This window comes from Granulicella arctica (genome assembly GCF_025685605.1).
In the GTDB taxonomy this organism is placed as follows: domain Bacteria; phylum Acidobacteriota; class Terriglobia; order Terriglobales; family Acidobacteriaceae; genus Edaphobacter; species Edaphobacter arcticus.
The window spans coordinates 3,092,105-3,118,739 of sequence record NZ_JAGTUT010000001.1; the positions used below are offsets into that span (position 1 = coordinate 3,092,105).

The window sequence follows — 26,635 nt, forward strand, 5'->3', positions numbered from 1 at the left end:
ACCATTGATACGCTTCTACGTCCAGCGCGATGTCCGGATTCTCGGGCCAACTGTCGTGCATCCTGTCCCGGCTCGCCCAGCGCCGATGATCGTTTTGATTTAACGATCTAGTCGACGTCTTGTACTATGCGCAGAAGGCAGCTGTGAAGTCTCCATCGGTCGTTGTCGTGGGTCAGCAGACCTATCGCAGGCGAGAGATGCAATTGAAGGCGCGCTCGACACGTTCGTGATCGCATTTCAGCCGGACGGAAGCTATGGTCCGTTCTTTGTCCCGACCCATGTACTAACAGACAACGACTTCGAGGCACAGTCTGTCCTTGGAAAAGCCATTCAAGAACTCGGCGAACGCCCCGGTAACGCTGCGTCCTTCGCGGAGCGAGCGCACCGTCGAGAAAGTTCTACTCCCGCGGGCACTTTAGTCCAGCGGCCCCGACAGCATCTCCGCTGCTGGACTTGGAATCATCGTCGCCGGTGGTCGCGCTCGCATCCACATCCTCGCCGCCAGGGCCGGGTTGGGTGTACGACAGTTCGAACGAAAGTTCTTGCACCAGTTAGGCATGCGGCCCAAACTCTTTGCCAGGATCGCGAGGTTCGAAGCAGCTCTTGAATTCAAGGCGCACTTCGACTTGAGATTGTGGACCAGCGTCGCCCATACCTTCGGCTATTACGACCAGATGCACATGATCCGCGACTTCGCCGAGTTCACTGGCGGTACTCCATCGGAGACTCTCAACCAACCGGAAAAGTCTTTGTGGAGCAGATCAGGTCTTTACGAGCGGCCGGCTCCGCCCTCCCGGAAGCGAGTTCTTTACGGCTCGTCCTGTAGTGCTCTCGATTTCGAACAACTTGAGCGCCAAAAAGTATTACTACCCTGGTCAATCTTCCTTTGCTGAATGTCGCAATTTACTATTGCCGTCTCGAGCCGCGCCCAGCCTCAGGTTCAGAACGTTAGAGACCGAGGGAACAGATGAAGCCAATAAGCAGAAGGAAACTTTTGACCTCAAGCGCCGCCGCACGGGTGGCATCGACTATCTCGCCAGCTAGGGCGCAAAGCTCCCACACCCAGGCCGCCGGGCCGTTCACCGTTCGCGCCGATGAAGGTCGTCCCGGCGGTCTACGGCTTGTTCAAGGAGCAAAACCTTCTCTACCAAGGTGTCAAGATCTGACGTCGGCGGCAGGTACGCCATCATCGAGGCTCATACCCCGCCCGGCCTCGGACCCGAATTACATATCCATCCTCTTCAGAACGAATTGTTCCTTGTACTGAAAGGCAGCATAGGAGTGCAATGTGGCTTAGACCGGGTCATCCTGAAGGTCAGCGATACGTTCATGGCGCCCGCCAGTGTCCCGCACGCCTTTGTAGCTCTGGGAGCGGAGCCGGCACACACCCTTTTTCTTTTTTGATCCCGCAAGCGACATGGAACAATTCTTCGCAGACTACGCGACTGTTGTCAGCGTAGGAGGTGAACCCGACCATAAGAAACTCGCAGAAGTAAATGCAAAACACGGGATAACAGTAGTGGACCGCCGCTTGCCGCCCCCAGCTTTTCGTCATAGAGTGGGTGCGCTTACCAACTCCTTGTAAACGGGAGAAGGCCGGAAATGCCGATTCGGGGGCTCGGCCTGTTCGACGAATCATAGGTACTTACTATTCCTTCGAACTGGCAAATGGTAATCCGACGCGGTAGGTCTTGGCCTCGTCTATTGTTCCTCGATATGCACACCGCTTGATTGTGACCGTCTTCTGCTTCCAGTCAATATCTTCCCATTGAAGTCCCAGCATTTCACTCAGTCTCAGGCCCAATGCGGCAACGGTCATCACCATCAGATTGTATGGCTGCTGTAGAGAAGCGATGATAGCCACGGCCTGTTCGGGAGTCAGTAGGACAATTTCCTTCGCTCGTTTCGTAACTCCACGCACCTTTATCAACTCGATAGGATTACGGTTCAGGTCCGCATACTCCCAAAGTTGGCCGAGGTCATAAAAGCTTATGAAGCATTGAACGAATATGACCTTTGGACGGAGCAGCAAGAGGCAACGCATTCAGCCATTTGCTCATTACTTACGCCTTCATATCAGTGAGCGCCACGCCGCCCCACTTCGGTCTGATGGGGTCTCGATGATCGATGTGTAGAACCCACGAGTGGACGCCTTGGGTGGCATCTCCTCGGCTATGTACCGATCTAAGAGAGTCGCGAAGATGACTGTCTGGACGTAGTTGGCTGCTTTGCCGTCGTTCCCCGAGAAGCAGACCTTGCAACTTCTGCCGAGCAAGTTTCTCTGTGGGATAGTCTGCACCGCTAAAGGTTACATTCTCCGTTTGCTCTCGCCGTTCTTGACGAGGTTTATATGGAGCTCCCAAGCGAAGCCCTTTGCTCGTTTGACCTTCCGAAAAGCCCCACCTTTATACCTGTCGTGCGTGCTATGCAATCTCACCCCTTGGTGTTTCTAAGAGGGACGTTAGCATGCAGTGGGTTCAAGGGTTTTCCAACATTTGGCGTAAGAGGTTTATTTTGTTGGAGCACCGAATGGGATTTGAACCCATGAATACTGGTTTTGCAGACCAGCGCGTTAGCCACTTCGCCATCGGTGCTTCGGGTAATGATCGCAATCAATGCACAAATCTAAATGACTGATAGAACAAAGCTCTTTTTGAACGATACCAGTTCTGTCGGTTTTATCCAGCATCACTGTCGTTGATTCGATTGCTGCTAATTACAGTGTAACTGGAGCAAAGATGTTTGACTTCTCAAACTCACTCATCTGTTCTCCCTTACCCTTGTGCTTATGTTTGGGCAAAAGAAGAAACCCACCCTGCTTTGCTTTGGGTGGGTCAGGCTCTTCGAACTGGCTACGTCGATTCGCTCAGACACGCACTCGATCGCCAATACAGCGGCGGCGTCGGGTCGAGTTGGAGATCATCGTCATAGAAAATTTTGTCCGCAGCCAGATATGCTGGCATGGAGCCGGTTTGCTCCACTTGCGGTTCTCAAAACATACTTCCGAGGTGCTCATCATGTCAAATCACGGAGATCTCCCAGAAGAGCTTCGAAGCTTCAATTACTCACAGGTGGATGTTTTCGCAGAGCGTGCCATGGAGGGAAATGCTCTTGCAATCTTTACGGACGCACGTGGTCTTTCGACTGAGGAAATGCAAGCCCTGGCGCGAGAGACCAACCTTTCCGAGACTACGTTTATCATTCCGCGAGATGAGGCAATCGAACGTGAACACGGAGTGCAGGTACGCATCTTCACCACGCAGGAGGAGCTTCGCTTCGCCGGACACCCTACACTCGGCACTGCGAGCTGGCTTTATTGGAAGCATCCTGTCTTCAAAGGAGCCGAGCAGATCACCCTGGATCTTCCTGTTGGCCGTATTCCTGTGCGCTTCAGTCCGGTTGAGCGTGGACAGCGTGGAGTCTTTGGCACCATGCACCAAAATGATCCCAGCTTTGGCCATATTCACGATCCGGGAGCTATCGCCGAAGCGCTCGGCCTAACCGTCGAGGATCTCGATCCCTTGCTCCCCATTCAGACCGTCTCAACGGGCATGGCGTTCTGTATCGTGCCGCTCCGTTCGATGGAGGTCGCAGCCCGTCTGCAAATTCCATACGTTCGTGCGCAGACCTATCTGGACCACAGTGACGCCAAGTTCTTTCACTGCATTACCCGTGCCGAGGCCGCATCTGGAGCGGACTGGCATGCGCGTATGCAGTTCTACAACGGTGAAGATCCAGCTACAGGATCTGCATCAGGATGCACCATTGCCTACCTCGTGCAGCATGGCCTTGCTGTCAGCGGCCAAGCCGTCGTCATCGAGCAGGGAATTGAGATGCTCCGTCCAAGTCGCATTCACGTTCAAGCGACATCGCGTGACAATTCCATTTCGGGAGTGTTCGTCGGAGGACGCACTATTCTCGTTGCAAAGGGACGCCTTTTCATCCCGTGATGCAGGGCTTTTCAACAGGGCTTCTGCTCGAATCATCAGCATTAGAGCGGGCTTACGTTGTACCGGTGGATGAGCAATCTCTAATGTGGCCTGTATTCGCTTTATCTTTGCTGTTGCCAAGCTGTTCCTGTGACCGTACTGTTGGGAAGCGTTGACGAGGACAGTGACCCCAAAATCACACCTAGATGACGATTGCTTTCGCCTGATTTACGACAACTTGAGTTGAGAGAAGCTCGACTGCGGTGCAGTCGTGTCTCCTCAGCGCACCATCGTTCCCTGCTCACGCAGATGATTCGATTCCTGTTCTTTGGGCATCGTTTCTATCTGCTCCGCAGCAGACTCGATCTCATGCGCTGCTTGGAGCACGGGCAACCTGCGTCCTGCATACAGCTTCTCTCGCACCCGCGGTTCGGCACGGAGTCTCCATCGCAGAGCCGGGGGCACTGCTTCTCAATGAAGCAGACAGGAGAGCCTTGTCTACGGACATCGCGCTTCGTCTGCTCCGTCGGATGTAGCGCTCCCTCATGCGCCGGAGTTTCCGGTCGCACCGCGGGCCACACGAACTTCCCCGAGGGGAGCGTGTCTGCCAAACAGCAGCCGCTTCGTGAAGGCCTATCCGCCGGACCCGCCGCTACGGCGCAGTCTGGCAGAAGCGAGATTGCAATGCGCCCCAAGAAGGTTATTCTCTGCGTCGACGATAACGAGCAGGTCCTGTCCGTTCGCACCTTCCTCCTTGAAACCCGTGGCTATCGGGTCATCCAGGCACTCTCTCCACACGATGCGCTCGAACAGATTCAGCAAGCGGCTCCCGGCGCGATCGATCTTCTCCTCTGTGATCTCCTCATGCCCCAGATGGACGGTAATGAACTCGTTCGCCGTTCCAAGCAACTTCATCCTTCGCTTCCCGCGATGATCGTGTCCGGTACTGTAAACGCAGCGGATCGCGCCATCTGCGCCGATGCTTTTCTGCCCAAGGGAGCCTGTTCGCCGGTAGAAATGCTTGAACGCATTCGCATCCTGGTTGCTCGCAAACGTGGACCGCGAAAGGCGGTCACCTCGCAGCACCACGGTCCGATGATGGCCGTTGCCCTCGCTTCGTAGGCGTTTGCAGTAGAGCCAATCCCCAATCTGGAGAAGAACAAGTGTCAGATTTTGTTGAAATACGTGAATGTTCGGTGGCTGATTCTACTGCGTTGGCGCTCATCGGGGCGGCCACGATGCTCGAAGCCTTTGCCGGCTTGGTTCCCGGCCACGCGTTGATTGCGCATTGCCAAAAGAATCATGTTTCGGCGGCAGTAACGTCGCTCCTGGAACAACCCCAGACGCGGGCATGGCTGGCCGAAGTGCCACCTGGCGCGGCACCCATCGGTTACGCGATCCTTACTGCTCCCACCTTTCCGGAGGAACTTGTGCAGGATGGTGATCTGGAACTGCGGCGAATCTATCTTTTCTCCAAATTTCACGGCAGCGGCGCGGGTCGGCGCTTGATGGAGATTGCGATCGCGACTGCTCGCGAGCAGAAGGCTTTACGGCTACTCCTGGGAGTTCACCCTGACAATCAACGTGCGCTTGCCTTTTATCGTAAGAATGGCTTTGTGCAGATTGGAACTCGCAGCTTCCAGGTGGGCACGTCCATCTTTGAAGACCCCGTCTTCGCCCTGACGCTCTAGGCTTCGACAAGTCCGTATCGGCGCTGCCACTGATGCCTGAGCCGCGACCAGACCGCGTCCGATTCGACCTTTGAAATAGCCGGATCGGGCTCAAGCGCAAAGCGCGCCGCTTCGAGCTTGGCAAGCTCCAGCAGTGCTCGGTCGCGCAACAGGTTCGCCACGCGAAACTCCGGCATACCTGCCTGCCGTGTGCCAAAGAACTCTCCCGGACCACGCTGTTGAAGGTCCAACTCGGCAAGCTCGAAGCCGTTCTGCGTTCGTACCATTGCTTCCAGCCGCGCCTCAGCCTGCTCTGACACGCGCGGGCCAGTCATCAGAATGCAGAAGCTCTTCGCTGCGCCTCGCCCAACGCGGCCACGAAGCTGATGCATCTGGGCAAGCCCAAATCGCTCTGCATGCTCGATTACCATGACCGAGGCGTTCGGCACATCGACGCCGACCTCGATCACTGTCGTCGCGATCAAAACATCGATCTCGCCGCGCTTGAAACGGTTCATCGTTACCTCTTTGTCATCCGAGCTAAGCCGACCGTGCAGCAAGCCAAGCCGCAGGCCGGCGAGCGCGCCGTTTCGAAGCTCGTCGAACATGGCGGTCGCCGACCGTAACTCCTGCTTCGGCGTAGGCAGCTTCGCCTGTTTCGGCTTAGCAGCGACCTTCTTGCTCACACGCTTTGGCTTCACCGTTGCAGAGGCTTCGATTCTCTCTACATCGTGTGCGAAATCAAGCTCAGGTTGATCGTCTTTTGCCCCCTCAATGACTGGGTAGACGAGATAAGCCTGTCGCCCAAGTCCAACTTGCTTGCGAACAAACGCCCAGACCTCTTCTGCCCGCTGATCGCTCGTCTGCCGCGTCACAATAGGCGTTCGACCGGGCGGTAACTCGTCGATGACGCTCACGTCCAGATCGCCGTAGAGCGTCAACGCTAACGTGCGTGGAATCGGCGTTGCTGTCATCACCAACACATCCGGGTCGAGCGCTCCGGGTTTCTTCATCAACTTGAAGCGTTGCTGGACGCCGAATCGGTGCTGCTCGTCCACGATCACCAGGCCGAGATTGTCGAAGTCAACCTTGTCCTCGATCAGGGCGTGCGTCCCAATGGCGAGATCAGTTTCGCCGCGGTAGATTCGCCCGCGCGCCTCACGCTTCATAGCTTCATCCAGCGAACCAGTCAACAGCGTTACACGATACGGCTTGCCCGTTCGCGGTGATAGCACCTCGGCCAGCAGCTTGCGAGCCGACAGATAATGCTGCGTCGCCAAAATCTCGGTCGGGGCCATGAGCGCAGCTTGATAGCCATTCTCGATGGCCACCAAGGCTGCCTGCATTGCGACAATCGTCTTGCCGGAGCCGACATCGCCTTGCAGCAGCCGACGCATCGGCTGGGGCTGCCGCATGTCGCTTACGATTTCGCCGAGCACGCGCTTCTGCGCTGTCGTCGGATGGAAGGGAAGTACCTGCTTGATCGCCTGCCGCACCGTAGCGTCTGTCACAAAAGCCGTCCCCTCGCGCTCCCGCATCCGTCGCCGCTTGAGCTCAAGCCCAAGCTCGAGGTAGAACAGTTCCTCAAAGATTAACCGCCGGTGCCCCGATGTTGCCGCCGACATCAGCTCCACCATCGGCGTTCCGGCTTCGGGGAAGTGGATCGACCGGAGTGCCTGCATCCTTCCTGGCATTGCCAGCCGTTGCCGAAGCGCGCTCGGTAGCGTCTCCTGAGCCTCGATATTCCCTTCCGTCAACTCTTCGAAGACGCTCCACATCACCCGCCGCGTCCACTTGGAGGTGAGCTTCGCACCCCACGGAGTTGTTCCGCCGAGCGACTCGTAGATTGGCACGATCCTGCCCATTTCGAGCATGGCAAACTCGGCATCCGGGCCGGTCGTTCCCGGTGCGGGGAGAATCTCAAACTGAGGCTGGATCATCTTAAATCGCCCCGCAGACGACCGAGAGGCCTCAAGCTTTCCGTAGAGCGCAACCATCTGCCCCAGCTTGAACTTGTCTTTCAGGTAGGTTCCGTTGAACCACATGCACTTCAGCGAGGTCAGACCCTGCCCGACTGTCATCTCGAAGAGCGGCCCGCCGCGTGTCGTCAGCAGGACCGATCCGCGCACCTCGCCGATCACAGACGACATCGTTCCAGCGACCAACTCACTCATTAGCACAGGGTTCAGCCGGTCTTCGTACCGGAACGGCAGGTGGTACAGCAGGTCCTCAACCGTCTCGACGCCCCGCCTGGCGAGTCCTTCGGCAACACGTTCACCTACCCGCTTTACAAACTTGATCGATGTCGATAGTTCCAGCACAACCCGATACTAGCAAGCTGAGCGAGATCGTTACCCTGCTAAACTTGCGTCATCGCTCCTACTCCCGAGACCCAATGCCCATCGTAGAACTCGAACACGTCCGTAAGGCTTACGACACCAAAGTCGCTGTTTCCGACCTCAGCTTCAAGATCGAACCGGGCACTATGTTCGGCCTACTCGGCCCTAACGGCTCCGGTAAGACCTCCACAATCCGCATGATGATCGGCATTACCGTGCCGGACTCTGGTGCTGTTTCGCTCTTCGGCAAGCCGTTCACCCGCGACGCTCTGAAGCGCGTCGGGTACCTACCCGAGGAGCGCGGCCTCTACAAGAAGATGAAAGTCATGGACCAGCTCATCTTTCTTGGTCAACTCCACGGTCTCGATGCCACCGTTGCCAGCAAGCGCGCCCACGCCTGGTGCGAGCGCCTTCAGATTACCGAGGCTATCCCGAAGAAGACGGAAGAGTTGTCAAAGGGCATGCAGCAGAAGATCCAGTTCATCTCGACCCTTCTCCATGACCCGGAACTGATCATCATGGATGAGCCCTTCAGCGGCCTTGACCCCGTCAACGCGACTCTGCTGATCGACACCCTGATCGACCTTCGCAAATCAGGCAAGACCATCCTCTTCTCGACTCATCGGATGGATCAGGTGGAGAAGATGTGCGACGCCATCGCCATCATCCATCGTAGCCACCTCGTCCTCTCCGGTTCCATGCGCGACATCAAAGCAAGCTACCCGCGGAACCGTGTTCAGATCAACTTCAGCGGCGATGCCTCGTTCCTTCAGCACCCTTCGATCGAGGAGTACAAGGACTACAGCGGCCGCGCTGAGATAAAGCTGCGACCAGCGGTCAGCGGAGATCCGGACGCCCAGCCTCTCCTCGCCGAGGCGATCGCTCGTGGCACACGCATCTCCCGTTTCGAGGTCACTGAACCGACACTCGAAGAGATCTTCATCGAAAAGGTTGGCGCGGAAAATATCGCCAACGCCGCAGGAGGAAACGTCGATGCATAATGTGTGGCTGATCGCCCAACGCGAATACCTTGAGCGTATCCGTACCAAGAGCTTCCTCGTCATGACCATCCTGATCCCGCTGCTTATGGGGGGCGGCATCTTCGGCAGCGCCTATCTTGGTGGCAAATCACAGTCGAATTCGCACATTGCTATCGTCTCGAAGGACATCCAGGTCGCCGAAGATCTGCAGGCGGAACTCGAGCATGGCAAGCACAGCAAGATGGTCGTTGATATCATCTCTCCACCAGCGGCTGACACGCGTCACGTCCTCGATGGCGAGTTGGCGGATAAGCAACTCGACGGCTATCTCTGGATCACGCCCGGAGCCAACAGTGGGGCTCGTCCTTCGTTCGCCTGGACTCCAAAATCCAAAGCCGACATCGTTACCAAGGGAACCATTTCGACCGCGCTCCGCACCGTACTCACCCGCGAGAGCCTGACCCACCAGGGTATGGTTGCCTCCGATGTTGATGCCCTGATGCAACCGGTCGATCTCGACAACTCGCAGGCAGGTAAGAACGATGATTCTGAAACTGCGTTCTTCAGCGCCTATGCGCTCTTTTTCCTGATGTACTTTGTCATCATGCTGTACGGGATGAACGTGGCGCGCTCGATCATCGAAGAAAAAACCTCACGTGTCTTCGAGGTGTTGCTTGCTACGATCCGTCCCGAGGAGATGATGGCCGGCAAGGTCATCGGCGTTGGCTCGGTTGGACTGACGCAGGTCGGTATCTGGCTACTGACCGCGATCATTCTTACAAGCACATCGCTTGTCGCTCACTTCACCGGCTCAGACGTTCATGTGCCTCTCAGCGCCATGCAGATCGGTTTTTTCATCGTCTTCTTCCTGCTTGGCTACCTGCTCTACTCGTCGATTGCCGCTGCACTCGGAGCGATGACCAACTCTGAGCAGGAACTTCAACAGCTCAACATGTTCCTCGTCATGCCACTTGCCCTTTGCATGTTTTCGCTCAGCGTAGTTATTCCGAACCCTGATGGCGCAGCCGCGACGGTGCTTTCATTTATTCCTTTCTGCACGCCGCTGATCATGTATCTGCGAATCTCGATGGGGCATCCCTCCGGCGTCCAAATCGCTTCGTCGATCGCCCTGATGATTGTCACCATCTACGGCATCCTTTGGATTGCGAGCCGCATCTACCGCGTCGGCATCTTGATGTACGGGAAGAAGCCCAGCCTGCCTGAGATCATTCGTTGGCTGAAGTACAGCTAAGGCATCCCTTGCTCCGCCGTTCTCATCCGTCTTACAAGACACATAAGGAGTACGGCATGAGTGATCTCACAAGCAAGATTGAACACCAGGTAGAGCATGACCCCCACGGACCGCACGATCCCAACGAGATCAATCCCAAGCTCGCTTCGGATATTGCCTACTGGGCGAAGGAGTTCGGTGTTACAGGACAACTCCTTCACGAGGCTATTCGGGTTCACGGAACGCATGTTGAAAAGGTGCGCGCCGCGTTGGCTCATCATCAAGTAAGCCTGACATAAGCTCCACCAACTCCTGGAGTTGCGGCCACGGGTAGACTCATACTCGTGGCCTTTACCGTTAAACAGCGGATTGTTCTCGCGGTCGTACCGCGTATCACGGCGCTACTGATTCGACTGCTTGGCATGACCCTCAGGTATGAAGATCGTACCGAAGCGGGTGTCACTCCGGGCTACGCGATTCCCGGACCGTTCGTCTTTGCTTTCTGGCATCGATCCCTACTGGCTTGCGCCCATCGCTTCCGCGGTCTAGATATTGCGATCCTCATCAGCCGCAGCTTCGACGGGGAACTCATCGCTCGCACGGTAGAACTCCTCGGATTCACAGCCGTTCGTGGCTCCAGCAATCGAGGTGGACCTACGGGTCTTCGTCAGATGGAACGGGCCTATCAGGACGGTCATCGCTGCGCTATCACAGCGGACGGGCCACGCGGACCGGTCTTCGTGGCCAAGCCCGGAACTGCCCAGCTGGCCCAGCTTGTCGGGGCCTGGGTCGGGACCTTCTACGTGTTGCCGGTTCGGGCTTGGGAGCTGCGCTCCTGGGATCGCTTTCTCATTCCCAAGCCGTTCTCTCGTGTTGTTATTACCTGGCCTGCCCACATTCCGGCGACAGAGGTTACCGAGGGTTCTGTTCAGGCTGCACTCGAGCAGGCCGTTGCAATGGCAGGTCCAAACTTTACTGAAAGCGTGGTCGATTGATGCCCAATATTCCTGAATTCCCCGGTTTCGGCGAGATGTCTACTCAGGCACCTGCGGAGCTCGTCTCAGACTACGACTTCGACCTGCCGGAAGAGCTTATCGCCCAGGCGCCGCCGGGGGTTCGCGGCTCAAGCCGTATGCTCGCGATGGATCGGTCGAGTGGTGTTTGTACGGATGATCACTTCACCAATCTGCCTGACTATCTGCGAGCGGGCGATCTCGTAATTCTCAACGATAGCCGGGTCATTCCCGGACGGCTCTTTGCAACCCGTGGCGGTCTTAAGACTCAGGCTAACTCTCCCGACCCAACCGGCCAGATCGAGGTTTTGCTGGTCCGCCAGGTCACGGCCGATCAATGGACGGCGCTCGTTCGCCCCGCACGCAAGGTCGTCGTTGGCGAGAAGTTGTTCTTCTGTGCACCCGGCGAGACGACACCGCTGCTTGAAGCTCAGGTCATCATGGTCTCGGAGTATGGCGAGCGGACGCTGCGCTTTGCCCCGACAGCGGATTTCTGGGGCGTCCTCGACCGTATCGGCCACATGCCGCTTCCGCCTTACATCCACCGGGGCGATACTGCGGAGGACCGTCATCGGTATCAGACCGTATTCGCCGACACGCCTGGCTCCGCTGCGGCACCAACGGCCGGCCTGCACTTTACTCCTGAGATGATCGATCGGCTGAAGGCGAAAGGAGTGCAGGTCGAGAAGGTGACTCTTCATGTAGGCCTGGGCACCTTCCAGCCTGTCCGCGTCGACTTCCTTGCGCAGATCAGCCTGCACGGCGAGCGATACTCGGTTTCGCAGTCGACCGCCGATGCAATTCGCGCAACCTATGAGAGCGGAGGTCGCATCATTGCTGTCGGCACGACGGTTGCTCGCACCCTTGAGGCGATCACAACGCCTCAATTCCTTTTCGGGCCCTCAAACGGAAGTGTCACCTCGCTCTTTCGCAGCCCACTCGCAGGGACCACGGAGATCTTTATCCGGCCAGGTCATAACTTCAGGATCATCAGCGGTCTTCTCACCAACTTCCACCTACCCAAATCGACCCTTCTAATGCTCGTCAGCGCGTTTGCGGGACGGGAGAACGTGCTCGCCGCTTATGCACATGCGGTCGAGGAGCGGTATCGATTCTTTAGCTACGGCGACTGCATGCTCATCCTTTAGTCAGTGTGACTTCCCGCCACCGAGTACCATCAAATCAACATGGCCGCTACCAAGAACACGACCGAAAAGCCTCCCATCTACCTGCTCGACTCGATGGCCTTCATCTTCCGCGCGTACCACGCGATGCAGCGACAGCGTCCGATGTCCACGCGCACTGGCATTCCGACGGCTGCGACCTACGTCTTCGTCAATATGATCAACAAGCTGCGGAAGGACTTTGCGCCGCAGTATCTCGCAGCCATCTACGACGTCGGCGCGCCAGTTCATCGCAATGAACTCGCTACGCAGATGAAGGATGTGCAGAAGTTCAATATCAAGACGCAGGCCTTCGAGACCATCGAATACGGTGGCTACAAGGCTAACCGCGCCGAGACTCCGCCTGACCTGATCCAGCAGCAGCCTTACATCCGTCGGGCTCTTGAGGCCTTTCGCATCCCGATCCTCTACTACGAGGGGTTCGAAGCGGACGACGTGATTGGAACGCTGAGCTGCAAGCTGGCTGCGCTTGGCCACAAGGTCTACGTCGTCTCGTCCGACAAGGACATGATGCAGCTTGTCAACGCGGACGTGTCTATCCTGAATCCTACGAAGGACAACCTGATCCTTGATGCTGCGGGCGTTGAGGCTGCGCTTGGCGTTCCGCCGGAGCGCGTGATTGACGTAATGGCTCTGCGCGGCGACTCGATCGATAACATTCCTGGAGCTCCTGGAATCGGCGACAAAGGTTCGGTCGAACTTATCCTCCAGTTCGGGACCGTTGAGGCTGCGCTCGACCGTGCTGACGAGGTGAAGAAGAAGACGTATCGCGAGTCGCTCCAGAACAACCGCGACAACATCCTGCTGTCTAAGGAGCTTGTAACGATCCACACGAGCGTGCCGATCGAGTACTCGCTTGACGCGATGAAGACGCAACCAGTTGACAATGCCGCATGTCGACAACTTTTCTCGGAGCTTGAGTTCACCACGCTGCTGAAGGACCTTCCGCCGGATGTCGATAATGCTGTCATCAGCTACAACCTCAAGCCTTCGGATGCCGAGATTGCCGCTCTCCTGGCTGACGCTCGCAGCATCGATCCTGAGACGGAACAGCCTCGTGGTCTGGCTGTGGCAATCTTTGAAGATGCTCGCGCAATTGCGGAGGAGATCGCCGCTGAGGCTGATTCTGAAGCGCCTGAGCCTGAACCACCTCCTGCTGAGAATATGAATCTTTTCGGCGCTCCTGAGCCGCTTCTCCCGCTTGTCTCGATTACGGCGCCAACGCACGATGTAGCCTGCAACTTTGGCCTTGCGATCACGGATCATGCAGCTATCCAGGTTACGCTCGACGCTCCTGGAGTGAAGGAAGCGCTGGCCGATCCGACGCTGCCGAAGGATGTTCACGACCTCAAGGCTGTGCTGCGAGCGCTTGCTCCGCATGACGTAAAGCTTGCCGGAGTTCGCGATGACGTGATGCTGTTGAGCTACCTCGTCAATCCGACGCACGGCTCGCATACGTTGCCTGACATTGCTGCTCGCACGACGAGCCGAGCGCTTGTGCATCAGCCGACCAAAGACAATCCGAACGATCCGAAGCGCTTGCCTGAAGCTGCTGCGGCGATTATTCGGCTTGCCTCTGCGCTGGGAACGCAGATTGGCGAGGCGGGAACGTTCGAGCACCATATTCCCAAGGACGAGCCAACGCTTGGTGGGGCGATGACGACGGAGATGCTGTTCGCAACTCCTGTGACCGCTCATGTTGAGGATGCTGCGCAGTCGCCGCTGTGGAAGGTCTACGACACGATCGACAAGCCGCTTGTTCCGGTGTTGCTACGTATGGAACAGGCCGGTGTCTGCGTCGATCCGGGTTTTCTGCGCACCATGTCATCGCGGCTTGCGGTTGGTGTCGATACGCTCGCTGAGCGCATCTACGCGGACTCTGGACATCGCTTCAACATCAACTCCCCGAAGCAGCTTGGCGATGTGCTGTTCAACCGGATGGATCTGCCGAAGCCGATGAAGTACGGCAAAGGCAAGGTTGTCTCTACAGCGCAGGATGTTCTTGAAGAGCTTGCTCTTGTGCATCCGATTGCGGCGCTGGTAATTGAGCATCGGCAGTTGCAGAAGCTCAAGTCGACCTACCTCGACGCGCTGCCGCAGCTTGCGGATGCAGAGGGTCGAATCCACACGACCTTCAACCAGGTTGGAACGGCGACTGGACGACTCTCGAGCACGAACCCGAATCTGCAGAATATTCCGATCCGCACGGCGATCGGGCGTGAGATTCGTGCGGCGTTTATCGCTGCTCCTGGCAACGTGCTAATGTCGGCTGACTATTCGCAGATTGAACTGCGGCTGATGGCGCACTTCTCGCAGGATCCGTTGCTGCTGGATGCGTATCGGACCGGCAAAGACATTCATACGCTGACCGCTGCGGAGGTCTTCGGCGTCGATCCGGAGACGATGGATAAGGAGACGCGCGCTCGGGCGAAGGCGGTCAACTTTGGTATCGTTTATGGCATCAGTCCGTTCGGTCTTGCGGCGCAGTTGAACATCGATCAGAAGGTTGCGAAGACATATATCGAGACCTACTTCGACCGCTACAAGGGCGTTCGCGGCTTCATCGATCAGACGCTTGAGACGGTTCGTCGCGAACAGGCTGTGAAGACCTACTTTGGCCGCGTTCGGCCGATTCCGGATATAGGCTCGCGCAACCCGAACATGCGTGGATTCGCTGAGCGGACTGCGGTGAACACGCCGCTGCAGGGAACGGCTGCGGATCTGATCAAGCTGGCGATGATCAAGCTCGACAGCGAGATGACGCGGCTGAAGATGCGCTCGCGCATGACCCTGCAGGTGCATGATGAACTGCTTTTCGATGTTGTGCCAGACGAGGTCTCCGCGATGGAGACACTCGTGAAGCAGGAGATGGAGCATGTGGCTGAATTTTCGATCCCGATTGTTGCCGATGTTGGTGTCGGAGCGAACTGGCGAGATATTAAGTAAGCTCTGTGGAGCTAACGGCATCGAATCTGTGTGCGCTCTGCAAAGATAAAGCTTTCACTCAATCCCGTCGTGCCGAACCGCCTTCGCGGCTGGTCGAATCCGGTCGTTCCGGGCGATCATCCTGATCCAACCATTGTGCAGGTTGGTGATACGTTCTGGGCTTCGGCGACCTCGGGCGAATGGTCGCCGCAATTTCCACTCTTCCGTTCCACCGACCTTGTGGATTGGACGCCTTCGGGCTCAATCTTTCCACAACAGCCAGCCTGGGCTGAAGGGGCTTTCTGGGCTCCTGAGCTGGTGCACGATGAGGTCAGCGGTCGATGCTTCGTCTGGTATGTGGCGAAGAAGCGTGGTGGTCCGCTTTGCATTGCGATGGCTACTGCGCCGACGCTTGCTGGTCCTTATGTCGATCATGGACCGATGGTCTGTGAGCAGGATGGCTCGATCGATCCGTGCTTTGCGCGGGATGAGCATGGCAAGCCATTCCTGATCTGGAAAGAGGATGGCAACTCGCAGAATCGTCCCACGCCGATCTGGGCTCAGCAGCTTTCAGAGGACTTCTTGCACCTTGTGGGCGAGAAGACCAAGTTGATCGTCAACGATCAGCCGTGGGAAGAGGGAGTTGTTGAAGGGCCCTATATTCTGCGCCACGATGGTCGTTTCTACATGTTCTATGCGGGCAATTCCTGTTGCGGCAAGGAGTGCAAATACGCAGAGGGTGTTGCGCGCACTGATCGCCTGCTTGGACCGTGGGAGAAGTTTCCCGGGAATCCGCTGATTGCGGCGAACGATAAGTGGCGTTGTCCAGGACACGGAACTGCTGTGCATGCGCAGGGTCGCGATGGCAAAGCTGCGCAGGATTACCTGCTGTATCACGCGTATCCAGCTGCGAGCACGATCTATGTTGGCCGTGAAGCGGTACTTGACGCGATTACGTGGTCAGAGCCTGAGAGCGACGGTAAACCTGGCTGGCCGAGCGTGAACGCTGGAACTGGTCCGGGCGAGCCTGTGAAGGTTTCTCCTATCGACTTTGTGGATGATTTTGAATCACCGATGCTTGGCTCGTCGTGGCAGTGGCCGGTGAACACCAATCCTGATCTGGTGCTAGATGGTGGTTCGCTTACGCTTGGCATTCCGCTGCATTCGCCGCTTGGTGCTGGTCCTGTTGAGTCGGCGATGATTGCTGTTCCGCGACCTGCTGGACTGCACTATCGGGCTTCGGTTGCGCTGGATCTGGCTGTTGATTCCGACTCGCGGCTGTGGTCCGGTCTTGCGATCGTGGGCGATCCGTTTAACACCATTGGGCTTGGTGTTCGGGGAGATCGGCTTACGCTTTGGCAGCGACGTGGTGCAACGCAGGCTGTTCTGTGGCAGATTGCGGCTCCGGTTGGTCGAGCGATTTATCTCCGTTCGACGAGCTTTGGTGCGGAGCATCATCTGCAGTTTTATTTTTCGGTTGATGGCGAAATGTGGCAAGTTGCGGGCGATCCTTACGATGCGTCGGATCTTCCGGCGTGGGATCGCGGGTTGCGGATCGGGTTGATGCTTGAGGGTCCTCAGGGGCTGCGTGCGACGTTTCGAGGGTTTGAACTCTGTGCGGATTCTGTCCTGATCTGACATTGAGGCGGGCGAGACTGGTAGACTTATAGCTTGCGCGAGCACTGCTCGCCAAACTCCGTGCGGCAAAGCCCACGCGAATCTTTGAAGCGCATCGAAGGAAGACTCAGCCACCGTGGATCAGCAGACTAAAGCAGCTTTGAAGCAGAACGACGCGTTCGTCACGACTACCTCGCATGGCCTGGAATGGGCGAGCGAAAACCGCAAGTCCGTTATTGTGACGGTTTCGTTGCTACTGCTGGTGATTGTGATCATCGTGCTTGCCGGCGTGTTCTACAACAAGCGTTCGAATGCTGCTTCGGTGGCGTTTGGTTCGGCGATGCAGGCGTATCAGACGCCAATTGCGGCTCCTGGGCAGCAGGTTCCCCCCGGCGTGAAGACCTTCGCTTCGGTTCCGGATCGCGCGAAGGCTGCAAACGACCTCTTTATGGCTTGCGCGAACCAGTACAACATGACGCCCGATGGTAAGGTTTGCCGGTATTTTGGCGGCTTGACGTACATTGAGCAGGGGCAGAATGGACCTGCTGAAGATGCGTTGAAGTCGGTTGCGAGCGGCTGGAACAGCGATCTCGGCGCGTTGGCGAAGCTCTCGCTGGCTCAGCTTTACCGTGGATCGAACCGTGATCCGCAGGCAATCGAGATCTATAACCAGCTTGCCGCGAAGCCGACAACGACGGTTCCTGCCGGACTTGCGAAGCTGCAGCTTGCTGATCTTTACACGTCTGAAGGCAAGGTCGATCAGGCGAAGAAGATCTACGCAGAGTTGAAGGATAAGGACGCTAAAGGCGCAGCAGGGCTGATCGCGGCTCAGAAGCTTAATCCAACGGCGCCTGCTGGTCCGGGGGCTCAGCAGCAGTAGTTTTCCTTTCGATTTTCAGATAGAGAGCGCTCCTTCGGGGGCGCTTTTCTGCGTTCAGCCGTGTGATTCGTAGTCGGGTTCGATGTTGGGTGGGCAGAGGGTGAGGAGTCGGTTGAGTTCGTAGGGGTTGTGGTTGACGGAGGTTCGTTTTCTGGCGGCTCTGGCGTCGATTTCTGCGGTGGCTTTGTCGTATTGGTCGTGTTGTTCCTGCTGGAGGGCGAGGTCCTGGGTGTGGCGGAAGCGGGCGGGGGAGGTGCGTGCCTGGCCTGGTTCGAGGGGTGCTTCGGGGTCTTCGGCGGGGGCGAGGGGGCCGTGGACGGGGTCCATGACGACGTGCTGGACGGGAGTCTTGGTGAGGTCGGGGGTGGTGAGCGGTTCGGGGTCGGGGGGCAGGTTGGAGCCGACGACCTGGAGGCCGTAGAGGAGGAGTCCTGCGGTTTTGGTGTCGATGCGGCCGGCGGCGAGGCGGCGGAGGACTTCGCCGAGGGCGCGGCGGAGGGCGGGGCGGTCCTCGGGGATGTCGAGGTGGAAGTCTTCGGTCTCGCAGGGGGTGCGGCGGGGTGGGCGCGGGGCGGGGATGCGGCTGGTGTGGTGGTAGTAGCAGAAGTTCTCTTCGCGGAGGCTGGGGCTGCCGCACTGGTGGCCCTGGGTGAAGAGGTGGCGGCAGCGGTGGGTGCGGGCTTCGGGCAGACTCATGTGGTACTCCTATCCCCCCGTACCTGAGTACGAAAGTGTTCAAACGAAAGGACTTGGTGGGGTACCTGTCGGTACGTGGCTGGGGTGCATGTTTTGGGGCACGCAAAAAGGCCCGGCTGGTGGCCGGGCCTTTTGCTTTTTACCTCTATTAACAGAATAGCAGGTTGGGGGGTATCTCCCTGCCAACTTTGTTGGCTACATTCTAAAGGGGTTAGGAGGTCTGGGGCTTGACACGCTTTTTGCTGGTGTTTTTGGAGGTTCATTCTTTTCAGGGGCGGAAAGGCCAATGAATATGGGCGAATGCTGGGTCGTTCGGAATGACAGATTTCGCCGACGATTTCCAAGTGTCGCGCATTACACTGTTGTGCCACGAAGTTGCTCAGATCTACGATGAACGTCGGCCGGGTTCTCGCCCCGGCCAAACTTCCGATTTGTGCGAGACCTGGAAACGTCCGTTATCGAAGGTGGACCTATGAAAAGCACTAGCGATATTCGAGTTACTACAATTCCGGCCATTCGGTATACCGATCCTGATCGAGCGATCGAATGGCTTAAGACTGCGCTCGGGTTTACGGAGAAGGTGGTTTATCGCAACACGGCGGGCATCGTCGAGCATGCAGAACTCGCGTTTGGCAACGGCATGGTCATGATCGGGACTGCGGGACGCAACGAACAAACGGCCCACTGGTTTGTGCAGCCGCACTCGGTTGGCGCGGTAACGGCTTCTGTCTACCTGATCGTGGCGGATTGTGGTCCGGCGTGGGTCTCGGCAAAGGGAGCCGGAGCCGAGATACTGCAGGAGATGGAGACCAAGAGCTAGGGAGGAAAATCCTTCATCGTCCGTGACCCTGAGGGGCAGATATGGTCGGTGGGGGAGTATGACCCGTGGTCTTCTGAGAGTGCCTGAGCAGGGGGCTACGGTTGCCTTCTGGAGAGCCCGCTTGCGTGCCAGTCCGTGACCAAGGTCGTGTGCGGCTTTGAGGGAAACGCTGGGATGAGTGGCTTCACGATGAGGTGTCGGCGCATGTTGCTGGACTATCAGCAGGCTCCTGCGCCGGCCGCCGAACGGATCCGACGCAGAAGATAGTTGCTGCACCTTGAGAGGGTGAGTTATCTGAGGATGGGAGGGCCGAGGGGGGTGACATGGAAGCGGGCCGTCAAGGCAGCGAAGTCGATGTCGCCACCTTTCGCGATGATGACCAAGGCCTCTTCGCAGCCGCCGGGCGTGGCGGTGAACAGGAGCCGGACCGGCTTGTCGCTTGCATTGCCCCAGGCGTGCGGGATGCCGCGCTTCATCTCTACGGTTTGACCTGCTGTAGCCTCGAGAGTTGTTTCGCCGAGGACGACTCGGGCAGAGCCTTCGAGGACGAGGAGGTACTCGTCTTCCCGCTCATGAACATGCAAGGGCGTGCTGTCGCCGGGATCGGCTACGATCTCAACGACTGAATACGCTCCGTCGGTCGATGCTGCAGGGACGCGAACACAGAAACGCTCGCCGGGTCTTGCCGTGAGCCACTTGGCTTCGTTGTTATTGGTCGTTTGTTGCATGTCGATTTCAACTTCCTGTTTCGTCAAAAAACCGCCTTTTAGGTACTGGACCAGCCCTTTAAAGTTGCTCGATCCTTGCAAAGGATACCAACCGCCGCTGGTGGAAGGTGTCTTTTGCTTGTCATGGATGCGTTTCGAACGAACAGCTCTCGATGGGTTGGAATCGGGTAGGCTCGGGTTGTAGCTATGACGACGCTTGCACTGATCAGTATTATCGTGACCGCGGCAGCCTTGTTTGGCTGGCTGAGCGTTCGGGTGTGCCGGCTTCCGATCACGATTGGCACGATGCTGCTTACCGTGATCTCGTCCGTGATGATGATCGGGTTAGAGAACACGTTTCCGGGCGTGCATGCATGGGCAGTGACGCTGGTGGGGCGGATTCGGTTCGAGGACCTGATTCTGCATGGGCTGCTGGGGCTGCTGCTGTTTGCGGGGGCGTTCCTGCTGGACCTTGTGTACCTGTCCCGGGAGAAGCTTTCGGTCGGCCTGCTTTCGGTGATTGGAACGCTTCTCTCCACGGCGGCGATAGCCTTTGTGATGCATTGGACGCTGCCGCTTTTTGGGATTGCGGCTCCGTGGATCGAATGTCTTTTCTTCGGGGCGCTGATCTCGCCTACTGATCCGGTGGCGGTGCTGGAGATGCTGCATCGGGTGGGCGTGCCGAAGAATATCCAGGCGCAGCTTGCTGGAGAATCGTTGTTCAATGATGGCATTGGAGCGGTGCTGTTTCTTGCGGTGCTGGAGGCTTCGCGGGGCGCGGCTCCTTCGGTTGGGCATATCGGTGTGCTGCTACTGGTGAAGTCTGGTGGAGGGCTATTGCTGGGCGTTGCGCTGGCGTGGATCGCCTCTGAGCTGATGCGGCGGGTTGAGGCGTACCAGATTGAGATCCTGCTTACGCTTTCGCTGGCTCTGGGAGGTTATGCGCTGGCGGAGACGCTGCGGCTGTCGGCTCCGCTGGAGGCTGTGGCTGCCGGGCTGGCGCTTCGCCGGTTCAACATGAACCATGCGCATGCCGAGATCGCCCATGAGTCGCTGGACCGATTCTGGAGGGTGGTTGATGAGGTGCAGAACGCGGTGCTGTTCGTGCTGCTGGGCTTTGAGGTGCTGGTGATCCCGTTTACGCGACGGACGTTTGAGTCGGGGGGACTGGCGATTGTGTCTGTGATTGTGGTGCGCGTTCTTGTGGTGCTGCTGGTGCTTGGGCTGGTGCGGATGCTGCAGCGTGGGCATAAATCTTCACTGCTCACCTTGAGCTGGGGCGGGCTGCGGGGTGGTCTGTCGATTGCGCTGGCACTTTCGGTGCCGGATTTGCAGAGTCATACGTGGATCCTTGGTACGACTTATCTTGTAGTGGTGTTCTCGGTGGTGCTGCAGGGCGGGACGCTGGATCTGTTTCTCAAACGGGTTGGTAGGTTTGGTGTGGGAGAGGGTTAGCGCGGATCGGTGGGATGAGGCGGATTCGTTTGGATGAGAGCGATCAGGTTTAGATGGGTGATGGCGGCCGGGGCTAGAGCCCCCTATCGTTTGGGAAGTATTTGCAGGACTAAAGCCTGCGCTCCCACCGGTGTGCGGGTCACGGCGAATCGCGAGATGCTCGCTCGGGTGACGGGATTTGTGGTGGGGTGGGGGAGGAGACGCAGGTTCCCTTCGGGAATGACAACCAGAACGGCAAGGGCAAGGGCAACCGCAGGTCCTTCGACTTCGCTCAGGAGGACAGGTTTGTGGGTTGTTTAGTGGTCGTGGTCGCCGGGGTGGAGGGTGGCTGCGGTGGAGTTGCTGCTGATGTGGCTTTGGGTCGCGTTGGGCTGGTGGGGGGTGGAGCGGAGGTTGGCTACGCGGCGCCACTGGTCGGTCTTGCGGGGCTCGGTGATCCAGAGGGGCATGTTGAGGCCGAGATAGTGGCCGAGTGCCTGGGCGTTGGGCTCGTACATGGCGCGGAGCTGGCTGAGTCGGTCGGCTGAGTCGGGGTCGCCGCAGAGCTGGATCTCGGTGGGGCGGAGGGCGGCGCAGAGGCGGCGAAAGTCGTTGGGGGCGAGGCGGTCCTGCGGGGTGGCCGCGAGGAGCTTGATTTTGGGGTCGAGCTTGAAGATGTGGCCGAGGTCGACGATGGCGTGGCGGGCCATGGCGAAGGTGAGTTGGGCCTGACGGGTGGGGACGCGGTGGGCGGCGTCGGGGAGCTGGGAGGCGATGAGGAGGGCGCAGGCGTCGAGGATGGCGACGAGGGCGGAGAGCCAGGACTGGTTGTCGTGCTGGGAGCGGTAGTAGCAAAGGATGGGGTAGGAGACGTGGGATTCGAGGAGTTCGGCGGCCCATCGCTCCCACTCGGCGAGGAGGATGACGAGGGCTTCGTCGCCGCCGTCGAAGCCGTGGCGGGAGAGGAGTTCGGCGGCGGTGGGGGGTGAGCCGGCGCGGGCGTCGAGGAGGGCTACGGAGACCTCGCGGTGGGAGAAGGCTCCGTAGAGGACGGGGAGGTAGCCGACGACGAGGGCGACGAGGCCGAGGCCTACTCCCGACTCGAAGATGATGACGGCGCGAGCGACGGGGAGGCGGGGGACGACGTCGCCGAGACCGAGGGTGAAGAGGGTGGTGCCGGAGACGTAGAGGTCGGTCCATATCTCAAAGCGCATGCCACGGAACTGGGTCATCATGGCGTCGTTGAAGGGGGAGCCGAGGGCGAAGTAGATGAAAGCAAAGCCGTTGATGAGGAGGAAGGCCCAGACGACGAGGAGGAGCAGAAGGGAGAGCGGACCGTAGATGGAGTAGAACTGCTCCCGCTGTTTGTCGTCGGAGATGCGGCGGGCGAGGGCGGCCCATGGGGTCCAGGTAACGATGTAGAAGAGGCTGGTGATGCGAAAGCGGCCTGCGGGGCGACGCGGGAGGATGATGGTCTGGAAGGCGTCGAGCACGACGCCGAGGACGAGCAGGATGCCGAAGATCATGGCGAGAGAGTGCACGGCAACTCCGGGGCAGGTGGTGGGCTGCTGGTTTACCTTATCAAACGGTAGGAAGCAGGGTTATTTGCGATAGGCTGCAGCAAAGTGCGCCGTGATGGCGTGGCGTGAACATGCTGAAAAAATTGTTCGCAATGTGCTCTGCGTCACTGACAGCGGCCCGGGAGATGAGTTTTTATAAGGATATTAGATTTCTTAGTTGAACGGGCCCGGGTTACGATCTACAAAGAAGTGCCTGCTGCCCTGATTCGTTTCGATCCTACCTGCCCTTTTCTACTGAAGCATGTGTGATTTGAGGAGCTATTTATGCAGCGCATTCTTGTGGTGGACGACGAGAGGCTTGTCGCGGATACCCTTACGCTGATCTTCAACAAGCATGGGTTTGAGGCGAGGGCTGTGTATTCGGCAGAGGATGGTATTGTGGCGGCGCGGAGCTTCAAGCCGGAGCTGCTGCTGTGCGATATCAGTATGCCGGGACGGGATGGCACGGAGCTGATGCAGCAGGTCAGCCTGGAGCTGCCGGATTGCCGGATCCTGGTGCTGACAGGGAACTACTCCAACCTGAAGCGGGTGCGGGAGCAGAGCCAAATGATGAGCCGACCAGCGAATATTCTGACGAAGCCGTGCCAGCCTGCGGAACTGCTGCGCCAGGCTGGGGCATTGCTTGCCAGCTGACCCTGCTGATGGTTTGAGCCGCTCGCTGCGATAGACTCGAAGCGATATGGCGGAAGGCGACAAGACTCCGGATACGTTTGCCAGCTTGTACTTCAGCAGCAAGCGGCCACGTGCGAAACAGGCTGATTTGTTTGGACCGCCGGTGCAGGTGCCGGTGGTGCCAGCTGCGCCTGCTGTGACTCCGCGTGAGGTTGCGGTGCCTGCGTCTCCGATCAAGGCTGCGGTGGTGGAGCGACAGCCGGTGACGGTGCGGGCGCTGGTGGCTTCGATCCGGTTGCAGCTGGAGCGGCAGCATGTTGCGGTGTGGGTCGAGGGGGAGATTTCTAACTGTCGTCCGGCGGCTTCGGGCCATCTGTATTTCACGCTGAAGGATGGTGAGGCGCAGCTTGGGGTGGTGATGTTCCGGCGGGAGGCGCAGCTTTCGGGGGTGCGGCCGAAGGATGGCGACCAGGTCGAGCTGCGGGGGCGCATCTCCGTATACGAGTCGCGGGGCCAGCTGCAATTGATTGCGGAGACGATGGAGCTGCGGGGGGCGGGTGCGCTGGAGGCGGCGTTCAAGCGGCTGAAGGCGAAGTTGAAGGCTGAGGGGCTGTTTGAGGAGGCGCGGAAGAGAGCGCTGCCTGCGTTTCCGAAGTGCATTGGTGTGGTGAGCTCGCGGCAGGGCGCGGTGATCGAGGACATTGTGCACGTGGTGCGGCGGAGGCATGCGCGGCTGAACCTGCTGCTTTACCCGGCTGCGATGCAGGGGGCGCGGTGTGCGGCTGAGGTGGCGGCAGGGATTCAGTGGTTCAATAAACACCCGGAGCGGGTGGACCTGATTATTCTTGCGCGGGGCGGCGGGTCGATTGAGGACCTGGCGGGTTTCAACGATGAGGGGCTGGCGCGGGTGATTGCGGCTTCGGCGCTGCCGGTGGTTTCAGCAATTGGGCACGAGGTGGACTTTACGATTGCTGACTTTGTGGCGGACCTGCGGGCGGCGACGCCCTCGGCTGCGGCGGAGATGGTGACGGCGGCGCAGCATCGGATCGAGGAGCGGGTGCTGGGGCTGGAGCGGCGGGTGCAGCGGGGGATTCAGTTCCAGATGATGCAGGCGCGAGCGAGGTTTGGAAGGCTGTCGGCGGAGGCTGTGCTGCGGCGACTGCGGGATGCGGTGAGCCGTCGGGACCAGCGGATCGATGAGCTTACGGTGCGGCTTGAGACGGCTTTGGAGCGGCGGATGCGGGGGCGGCAGGCTAGTCTTGGCGCAGTGCTCGAGCGGCTGCGGCGGCAGGGGCCTACGGTGCGGCTGGCTGCTTCGCGGCGAAGGCTTGAGCGGGCGGATGAGGGTTTGGGACGCGTGAAGGTGGCGATGATTGCGACGCGGCTGGGCAGGGTGGAGCGAGTGACGGCGCGGCTGCAGGGACTTTCGCCGGTGGCGGTGTTGAGTCGAGGGTATGCGCTGGTGTATTCGGCGGAGGGTGTGTTGTTGCGGGATGCGGGCGAGGTTGCTGCGGGCCAGGAGATTCGGGCGCGGCTGGGTAGGGGAAGCATCAGAGCTAAGGTTGAGGACATTACGAGATGAAGAAGCTGTTTGGTACGGACGGGATTCGCGGTGTCTCGGGTGTGTATCCGCTGGATGCGGCGACGATTTATACGGTGGGTTTGGCGTTGGCGCATCACCTGGGGGACTCGCCGCGCGTGGTGATGGGGATGGATACGCGGGAGTCGAGCGAAGGCATTGCGGCGATGCTGACGGCTGGGCTGGTGGCTGGCGGGGCTACGGTCGAGAGCGCGGGGGTGATAACGACGCCTGCGGTGGCGTACCTGGCGGCGGCGCATGGGTTTGCGGTGGGGGTGGTGATCTCGGCTTCGCATAATCCGTGGGAGGATAACGGGATCAAGCTGTTTGGGCCGGATGGCTATAAGCTGCCGGATGCTACGGAGATGGCGATCGAGGCGGAGATCTTTCGGCGGATCGAGGGTGGGGCTGGGTTCGATCCCACCCTTCACGGTGAGGCTGTAAAGGATGGGGCACCCGAAGTGAATGAGGGGGATCGGGCGGAGTACGTTCGGTTTCTGCTGGCGGCTGTGCCGGGGTTGTCGCTGGATAACAAGAGGATTGTGATTGATTGCGCGAATGGGGCGGCCTCGGCGGTGGCTCCGCAGTTATTTGCGGGGCTTGGCGGCGAGGTGGTGATTACGCATGCGAGTCCGGATGGACGGAATATCAATGAAGGGTGCGGTGCGCTGCATGCGGCTGTGGTTGCGGCTGAGGTGGTGAAGCACAGGGCCGACCTGGGGATTACGTTCGACGGCGATGCGGATCGGGCGCTATTTGCGGATGAGCATGGGGTGGTGGTGAACGGGGATGCGGTGCTGCTGCTGGCGGCTCGCGATCTGCAGGAGCGGGGGCTGCTGGTGGGGGCTACGGTGGTGGCGACGACGATGTCGAATATGGGGCTGGAGGCGGCGCTGAAGCGCAGCGGGATTGCGATGCTGCGCGCTCCGGTGGGGGACAAGTATGTGCTGGAGCAGATGCTGGCTACGGGGGCGGCGCTGGGTGGGGAGCAGTCGGGGCACATTATCTTTTCGGGTCGGTCGACTACTGGCGATGGGTTACTGACGGCGCTGCTGCTGCTGGATATTATTCATCGCTCGGGCAAGTCGCTGGGGGCGTTGACGGCAGATCTGAAGACGTTTCCGCAGGTGATTGTGAATGTGAAGGTGCGGGAGAAGCTGCCGCTTGAGGCGATGCCTGCGGTGGTGACGGCGATTGGTGCGGCTGAGGATGCGCTCAAGGATTCGGGGCGGGTGGTGATCCGTTACTCGGGAACGGAGAAGCTGGCGCGGGTAATGATTGAGGCGGAGTCGGAGGGGCTGATGCGGGAGCATGCGGAGGCAATTGCGGGGGCGATTCGCGAGGAGATTGGGGTGTAGTGGAGGCACGGATGTGGGTGTGCGAGATCAGGCTAGAGGCTTATCGCGGATTGTCGCGGAGGAACGCGGATAAGTGTAGAG

General features: G+C 58.8%; 24 protein-coding genes and 1 tRNA gene. 18 read left to right on the forward strand and 7 right to left on the reverse strand.

Annotated elements, in window-relative coordinates; all coding sequences use genetic code 11:
• Nucleotides 1–398 precede the first annotated feature (398 nt).
• Nucleotides 399–548: a hypothetical protein gene (locus tag OHL20_RS13205; RefSeq protein WP_263383645.1), complete on the reverse strand. Its 150-nt coding sequence runs from the start codon at nucleotides 546–548 to the stop codon at nucleotides 399–401.
• Here OHL20_RS13205 and OHL20_RS25245 point away from each other — a divergent pair.
• Together OHL20_RS25245 and OHL20_RS25250 are read left to right on the forward strand one after the other, a co-directional pair.
• Nucleotides 543–893 carry an AraC family transcriptional regulator gene (locus OHL20_RS25245; RefSeq protein WP_396272088.1) on the forward strand — a complete coding sequence of 117 codons (351 nt, stop codon included), beginning with the start codon at nucleotides 543–545 and terminating at the stop codon, nucleotides 891–893. The genes OHL20_RS13205 and OHL20_RS25245 overlap by 6 nt on opposite strands.
• Before the next feature lie 259 nt (nucleotides 894–1,152).
• Nucleotides 1,153–1,404 (forward strand): cupin domain-containing protein, encoded by a 252-nt coding sequence (locus OHL20_RS25250; RefSeq protein WP_396272090.1) that lies wholly within the window; start codon nucleotides 1,153–1,155, stop codon nucleotides 1,402–1,404.
• A 244-nt stretch (nucleotides 1,405–1,648) separates the two neighbouring features.
• Here the strand turns inward: OHL20_RS25250 and OHL20_RS13210 are convergent, their stop codons facing one another.
• Together OHL20_RS13210 and OHL20_RS13215 are read right to left on the reverse strand one after the other, a co-directional pair.
• A complete protein-coding gene (locus OHL20_RS13210; RefSeq protein ID WP_263383646.1) occupies nucleotides 1,649–2,044 on the reverse strand; it encodes a tyrosine-type recombinase/integrase in 396 nt (131 codons plus the stop codon).
• A gap of 474 nt (nucleotides 2,045–2,518) precedes the next feature.
• Nucleotides 2,519–2,594: transfer RNA gene (locus OHL20_RS13215), tRNA-Cys, on the reverse strand.
• A 423-nt stretch (nucleotides 2,595–3,017) separates the two neighbouring features.
• Between OHL20_RS13215 and OHL20_RS13220 the strand changes: the two genes are divergently transcribed.
• From OHL20_RS13220 to OHL20_RS13230, 3 genes are all read left to right on the forward strand, one after another.
• Nucleotides 3,018–3,950, forward strand: a complete 933-nt coding sequence (locus OHL20_RS13220; protein ID WP_263383647.1) for a PhzF family phenazine biosynthesis protein — start codon at nucleotides 3,018–3,020, stop codon at nucleotides 3,948–3,950.
• A gap of 579 nt (nucleotides 3,951–4,529) precedes the next feature.
• The gene (locus OHL20_RS13225; protein WP_396272092.1) at nucleotides 4,530–5,051 is read left to right on the forward strand and encodes a response regulator; all 522 of its coding nucleotides are present in this window, start codon (nucleotides 4,530–4,532) and stop codon (nucleotides 5,049–5,051) included.
• Nucleotides 5,052–5,125: 74 nt separating this feature from the next.
• Nucleotides 5,126–5,620, forward strand: a complete 495-nt coding sequence (locus OHL20_RS13230; RefSeq protein WP_263383648.1) for a GNAT family N-acetyltransferase — start codon at nucleotides 5,126–5,128, stop codon at nucleotides 5,618–5,620.
• On the opposite strand, the gene recG is transcribed toward OHL20_RS13230, so the two are convergent.
• Nucleotides 5,617–7,920, reverse strand: coding sequence for an ATP-dependent DNA helicase RecG (gene recG, locus OHL20_RS13235; protein WP_263383649.1), 2,304 nt, complete (start codon nucleotides 7,918–7,920; stop codon nucleotides 5,617–5,619). The genes OHL20_RS13230 and recG overlap by 4 nt on opposite strands.
• Before the next feature lie 74 nt (nucleotides 7,921–7,994).
• On the opposite strand from recG, the gene OHL20_RS13240 reads away from it, so the two are divergent.
• The 8 genes from OHL20_RS13240 to OHL20_RS13275 all read left to right on the forward strand — a co-directional run bounded on the left by OHL20_RS13240 (nucleotide 7,995) and on the right by OHL20_RS13275 (nucleotide 17,768).
• Entirely contained in the window at nucleotides 7,995–8,939 is a 945-nt protein-coding gene (locus tag OHL20_RS13240; protein WP_263383650.1) for an ABC transporter ATP-binding protein, read from the forward strand.
• A complete protein-coding gene (locus OHL20_RS13245; RefSeq protein WP_263383651.1) occupies nucleotides 8,932–10,170 on the forward strand; it encodes an ABC transporter permease in 1,239 nt (412 codons plus the stop codon). Before OHL20_RS13240 ends, OHL20_RS13245 begins: the two co-directional genes overlap by 8 nt.
• Nucleotides 10,171–10,226: 56 nt before the next feature.
• Nucleotides 10,227–10,448: a DUF3606 domain-containing protein gene (locus OHL20_RS13250; protein WP_263383652.1), complete on the forward strand. Its 222-nt coding sequence runs from the start codon at nucleotides 10,227–10,229 to the stop codon at nucleotides 10,446–10,448.
• A 45-nt stretch (nucleotides 10,449–10,493) separates the two neighbouring features.
• A complete protein-coding gene (locus OHL20_RS13255; protein ID WP_263383653.1) occupies nucleotides 10,494–11,144 on the forward strand; it encodes a lysophospholipid acyltransferase family protein in 651 nt (216 codons plus the stop codon).
• A gap of 35 nt (nucleotides 11,145–11,179) precedes the next feature.
• Nucleotides 11,180–12,310, forward strand: coding sequence for a tRNA preQ1(34) S-adenosylmethionine ribosyltransferase-isomerase QueA (gene queA, locus OHL20_RS13260; RefSeq protein WP_263383654.1), 1,131 nt, complete (start codon nucleotides 11,180–11,182; stop codon nucleotides 12,308–12,310).
• 39 nt (nucleotides 12,311–12,349) lie between these two features.
• The gene (gene polA / locus OHL20_RS13265; protein ID WP_263383655.1) at nucleotides 12,350–15,292 is read left to right on the forward strand and encodes a DNA polymerase I; all 2,943 of its coding nucleotides are present in this window, start codon (nucleotides 12,350–12,352) and stop codon (nucleotides 15,290–15,292) included.
• Nucleotides 15,293–15,322: 30 nt separating this feature from the next.
• Entirely contained in the window at nucleotides 15,323–16,909 is a 1,587-nt protein-coding gene (locus OHL20_RS13270; RefSeq protein ID WP_263383656.1) for a family 43 glycosylhydrolase, read from the forward strand.
• Between the two features lie 115 nt (nucleotides 16,910–17,024).
• On the forward strand, nucleotides 17,025–17,768 hold the full coding sequence (locus tag OHL20_RS13275) for a tetratricopeptide repeat protein (RefSeq protein WP_263383657.1): 744 nt from the start codon (nucleotides 17,025–17,027) through the stop codon (nucleotides 17,766–17,768).
• A gap of 54 nt (nucleotides 17,769–17,822) precedes the next feature.
• On the opposite strand, the gene OHL20_RS13280 is transcribed toward OHL20_RS13275, so the two are convergent.
• On the reverse strand, nucleotides 17,823–18,464 hold the full coding sequence (locus OHL20_RS13280) for a hypothetical protein (protein ID WP_263383658.1): 642 nt from the start codon (nucleotides 18,462–18,464) through the stop codon (nucleotides 17,823–17,825).
• Between the two features lie 472 nt (nucleotides 18,465–18,936).
• Here OHL20_RS13280 and OHL20_RS13285 point away from each other — a divergent pair, with 472 nt between their 5' ends.
• Nucleotides 18,937–19,284, forward strand: a complete 348-nt coding sequence (locus tag OHL20_RS13285) for a VOC family protein (RefSeq protein ID WP_263383659.1) — start codon at nucleotides 18,937–18,939, stop codon at nucleotides 19,282–19,284.
• Between the two features lie 290 nt (nucleotides 19,285–19,574).
• On the opposite strand, the gene OHL20_RS13290 is transcribed toward OHL20_RS13285, so the two are convergent.
• Nucleotides 19,575–20,012: a cupin domain-containing protein gene (locus OHL20_RS13290; protein WP_263383660.1), complete on the reverse strand. Its 438-nt coding sequence runs from the start codon at nucleotides 20,010–20,012 to the stop codon at nucleotides 19,575–19,577.
• Between the two features lie 186 nt (nucleotides 20,013–20,198).
• On the opposite strand from OHL20_RS13290, the gene OHL20_RS13295 reads away from it, so the two are divergent.
• On the forward strand, nucleotides 20,199–21,446 hold the full coding sequence (locus OHL20_RS13295; protein ID WP_263383661.1) for a cation:proton antiporter: 1,248 nt from the start codon (nucleotides 20,199–20,201) through the stop codon (nucleotides 21,444–21,446).
• Nucleotides 21,447–21,742: 296 nt separating this feature from the next.
• Here OHL20_RS13295 and OHL20_RS13300 read toward each other — a convergent pair whose 3' ends face one another.
• Complete coding sequence (locus tag OHL20_RS13300) at nucleotides 21,743–22,966, reverse strand: potassium channel family protein (protein WP_263383662.1); 1,224 nt, start codon at nucleotides 22,964–22,966, stop codon at nucleotides 21,743–21,745.
• A gap of 303 nt (nucleotides 22,967–23,269) precedes the next feature.
• Between OHL20_RS13300 and OHL20_RS13305 the strand changes: the two genes are divergently transcribed.
• Genes OHL20_RS13305 through glmM form a run of 3 tightly spaced genes read left to right on the forward strand, consistent with a single transcriptional unit; the run spans nucleotide 23,270 to nucleotide 26,554 of the window.
• Nucleotides 23,270–23,638 carry a response regulator transcription factor gene (locus tag OHL20_RS13305; RefSeq protein WP_263383663.1) on the forward strand — a complete coding sequence of 123 codons (369 nt, stop codon included), beginning with the start codon at nucleotides 23,270–23,272 and terminating at the stop codon, nucleotides 23,636–23,638.
• Nucleotides 23,639–23,684: 46 nt separating this feature from the next.
• Nucleotides 23,685–25,199, forward strand: a complete 1,515-nt coding sequence (gene xseA / locus OHL20_RS13310; RefSeq protein WP_263383664.1) for an exodeoxyribonuclease VII large subunit — start codon at nucleotides 23,685–23,687, stop codon at nucleotides 25,197–25,199.
• The gene (gene glmM, locus OHL20_RS13315) at nucleotides 25,196–26,554 is read left to right on the forward strand and encodes a phosphoglucosamine mutase (protein ID WP_263383665.1); all 1,359 of its coding nucleotides are present in this window, start codon (nucleotides 25,196–25,198) and stop codon (nucleotides 26,552–26,554) included. The genes xseA and glmM overlap by 4 nt, the downstream gene beginning before the upstream one ends.
• The last annotated feature ends 81 nt before the right edge of the window (nucleotides 26,555–26,635 follow it).

Coding starts and splice junctions, on each gene's coding strand:
- OHL20_RS13210 (WP_263383646.1), bottom strand. CDS start 2,044: ATGCGTTGCCTCTTGCTGCTCCGTCCAAAGGTCATATTCGTTCAATGC.
- OHL20_RS13220 (WP_263383647.1), top strand. CDS start 3,018: ATGTCAAATCACGGAGATCTCCCAGAAGAGCTTCGAAGCTTCAATTAC.
- OHL20_RS13240 (WP_263383650.1), top strand. CDS start 7,995: ATGCCCATCGTAGAACTCGAACACGTCCGTAAGGCTTACGACACCAAA.
- OHL20_RS13245 (WP_263383651.1), top strand. CDS start 8,932: ATGCATAATGTGTGGCTGATCGCCCAACGCGAATACCTTGAGCGTATC.
- OHL20_RS13250 (WP_263383652.1), top strand. CDS start 10,227: ATGAGTGATCTCACAAGCAAGATTGAACACCAGGTAGAGCATGACCCC.
- queA (WP_263383654.1), top strand. CDS start 11,180: ATGTCTACTCAGGCACCTGCGGAGCTCGTCTCAGACTACGACTTCGAC.
- polA (WP_263383655.1), top strand. CDS start 12,350: ATGGCCGCTACCAAGAACACGACCGAAAAGCCTCCCATCTACCTGCTC.
- OHL20_RS13280 (WP_263383658.1), bottom strand. CDS start 18,464: ATGAGTCTGCCCGAAGCCCGCACCCACCGCTGCCGCCACCTCTTCACC.
- OHL20_RS13285 (WP_263383659.1), top strand. CDS start 18,937: ATGAAAAGCACTAGCGATATTCGAGTTACTACAATTCCGGCCATTCGG.
- OHL20_RS13290 (WP_263383660.1), bottom strand. CDS start 20,012: ATGCAACAAACGACCAATAACAACGAAGCCAAGTGGCTCACGGCAAGA.
- OHL20_RS13295 (WP_263383661.1), top strand. CDS start 20,199: ATGACGACGCTTGCACTGATCAGTATTATCGTGACCGCGGCAGCCTTG.
- OHL20_RS13305 (WP_263383663.1), top strand. CDS start 23,270: ATGCAGCGCATTCTTGTGGTGGACGACGAGAGGCTTGTCGCGGATACC.
- xseA (WP_263383664.1), top strand. CDS start 23,685: ATGGCGGAAGGCGACAAGACTCCGGATACGTTTGCCAGCTTGTACTTC.
- glmM (WP_263383665.1), top strand. CDS start 25,196: ATGAAGAAGCTGTTTGGTACGGACGGGATTCGCGGTGTCTCGGGTGTG.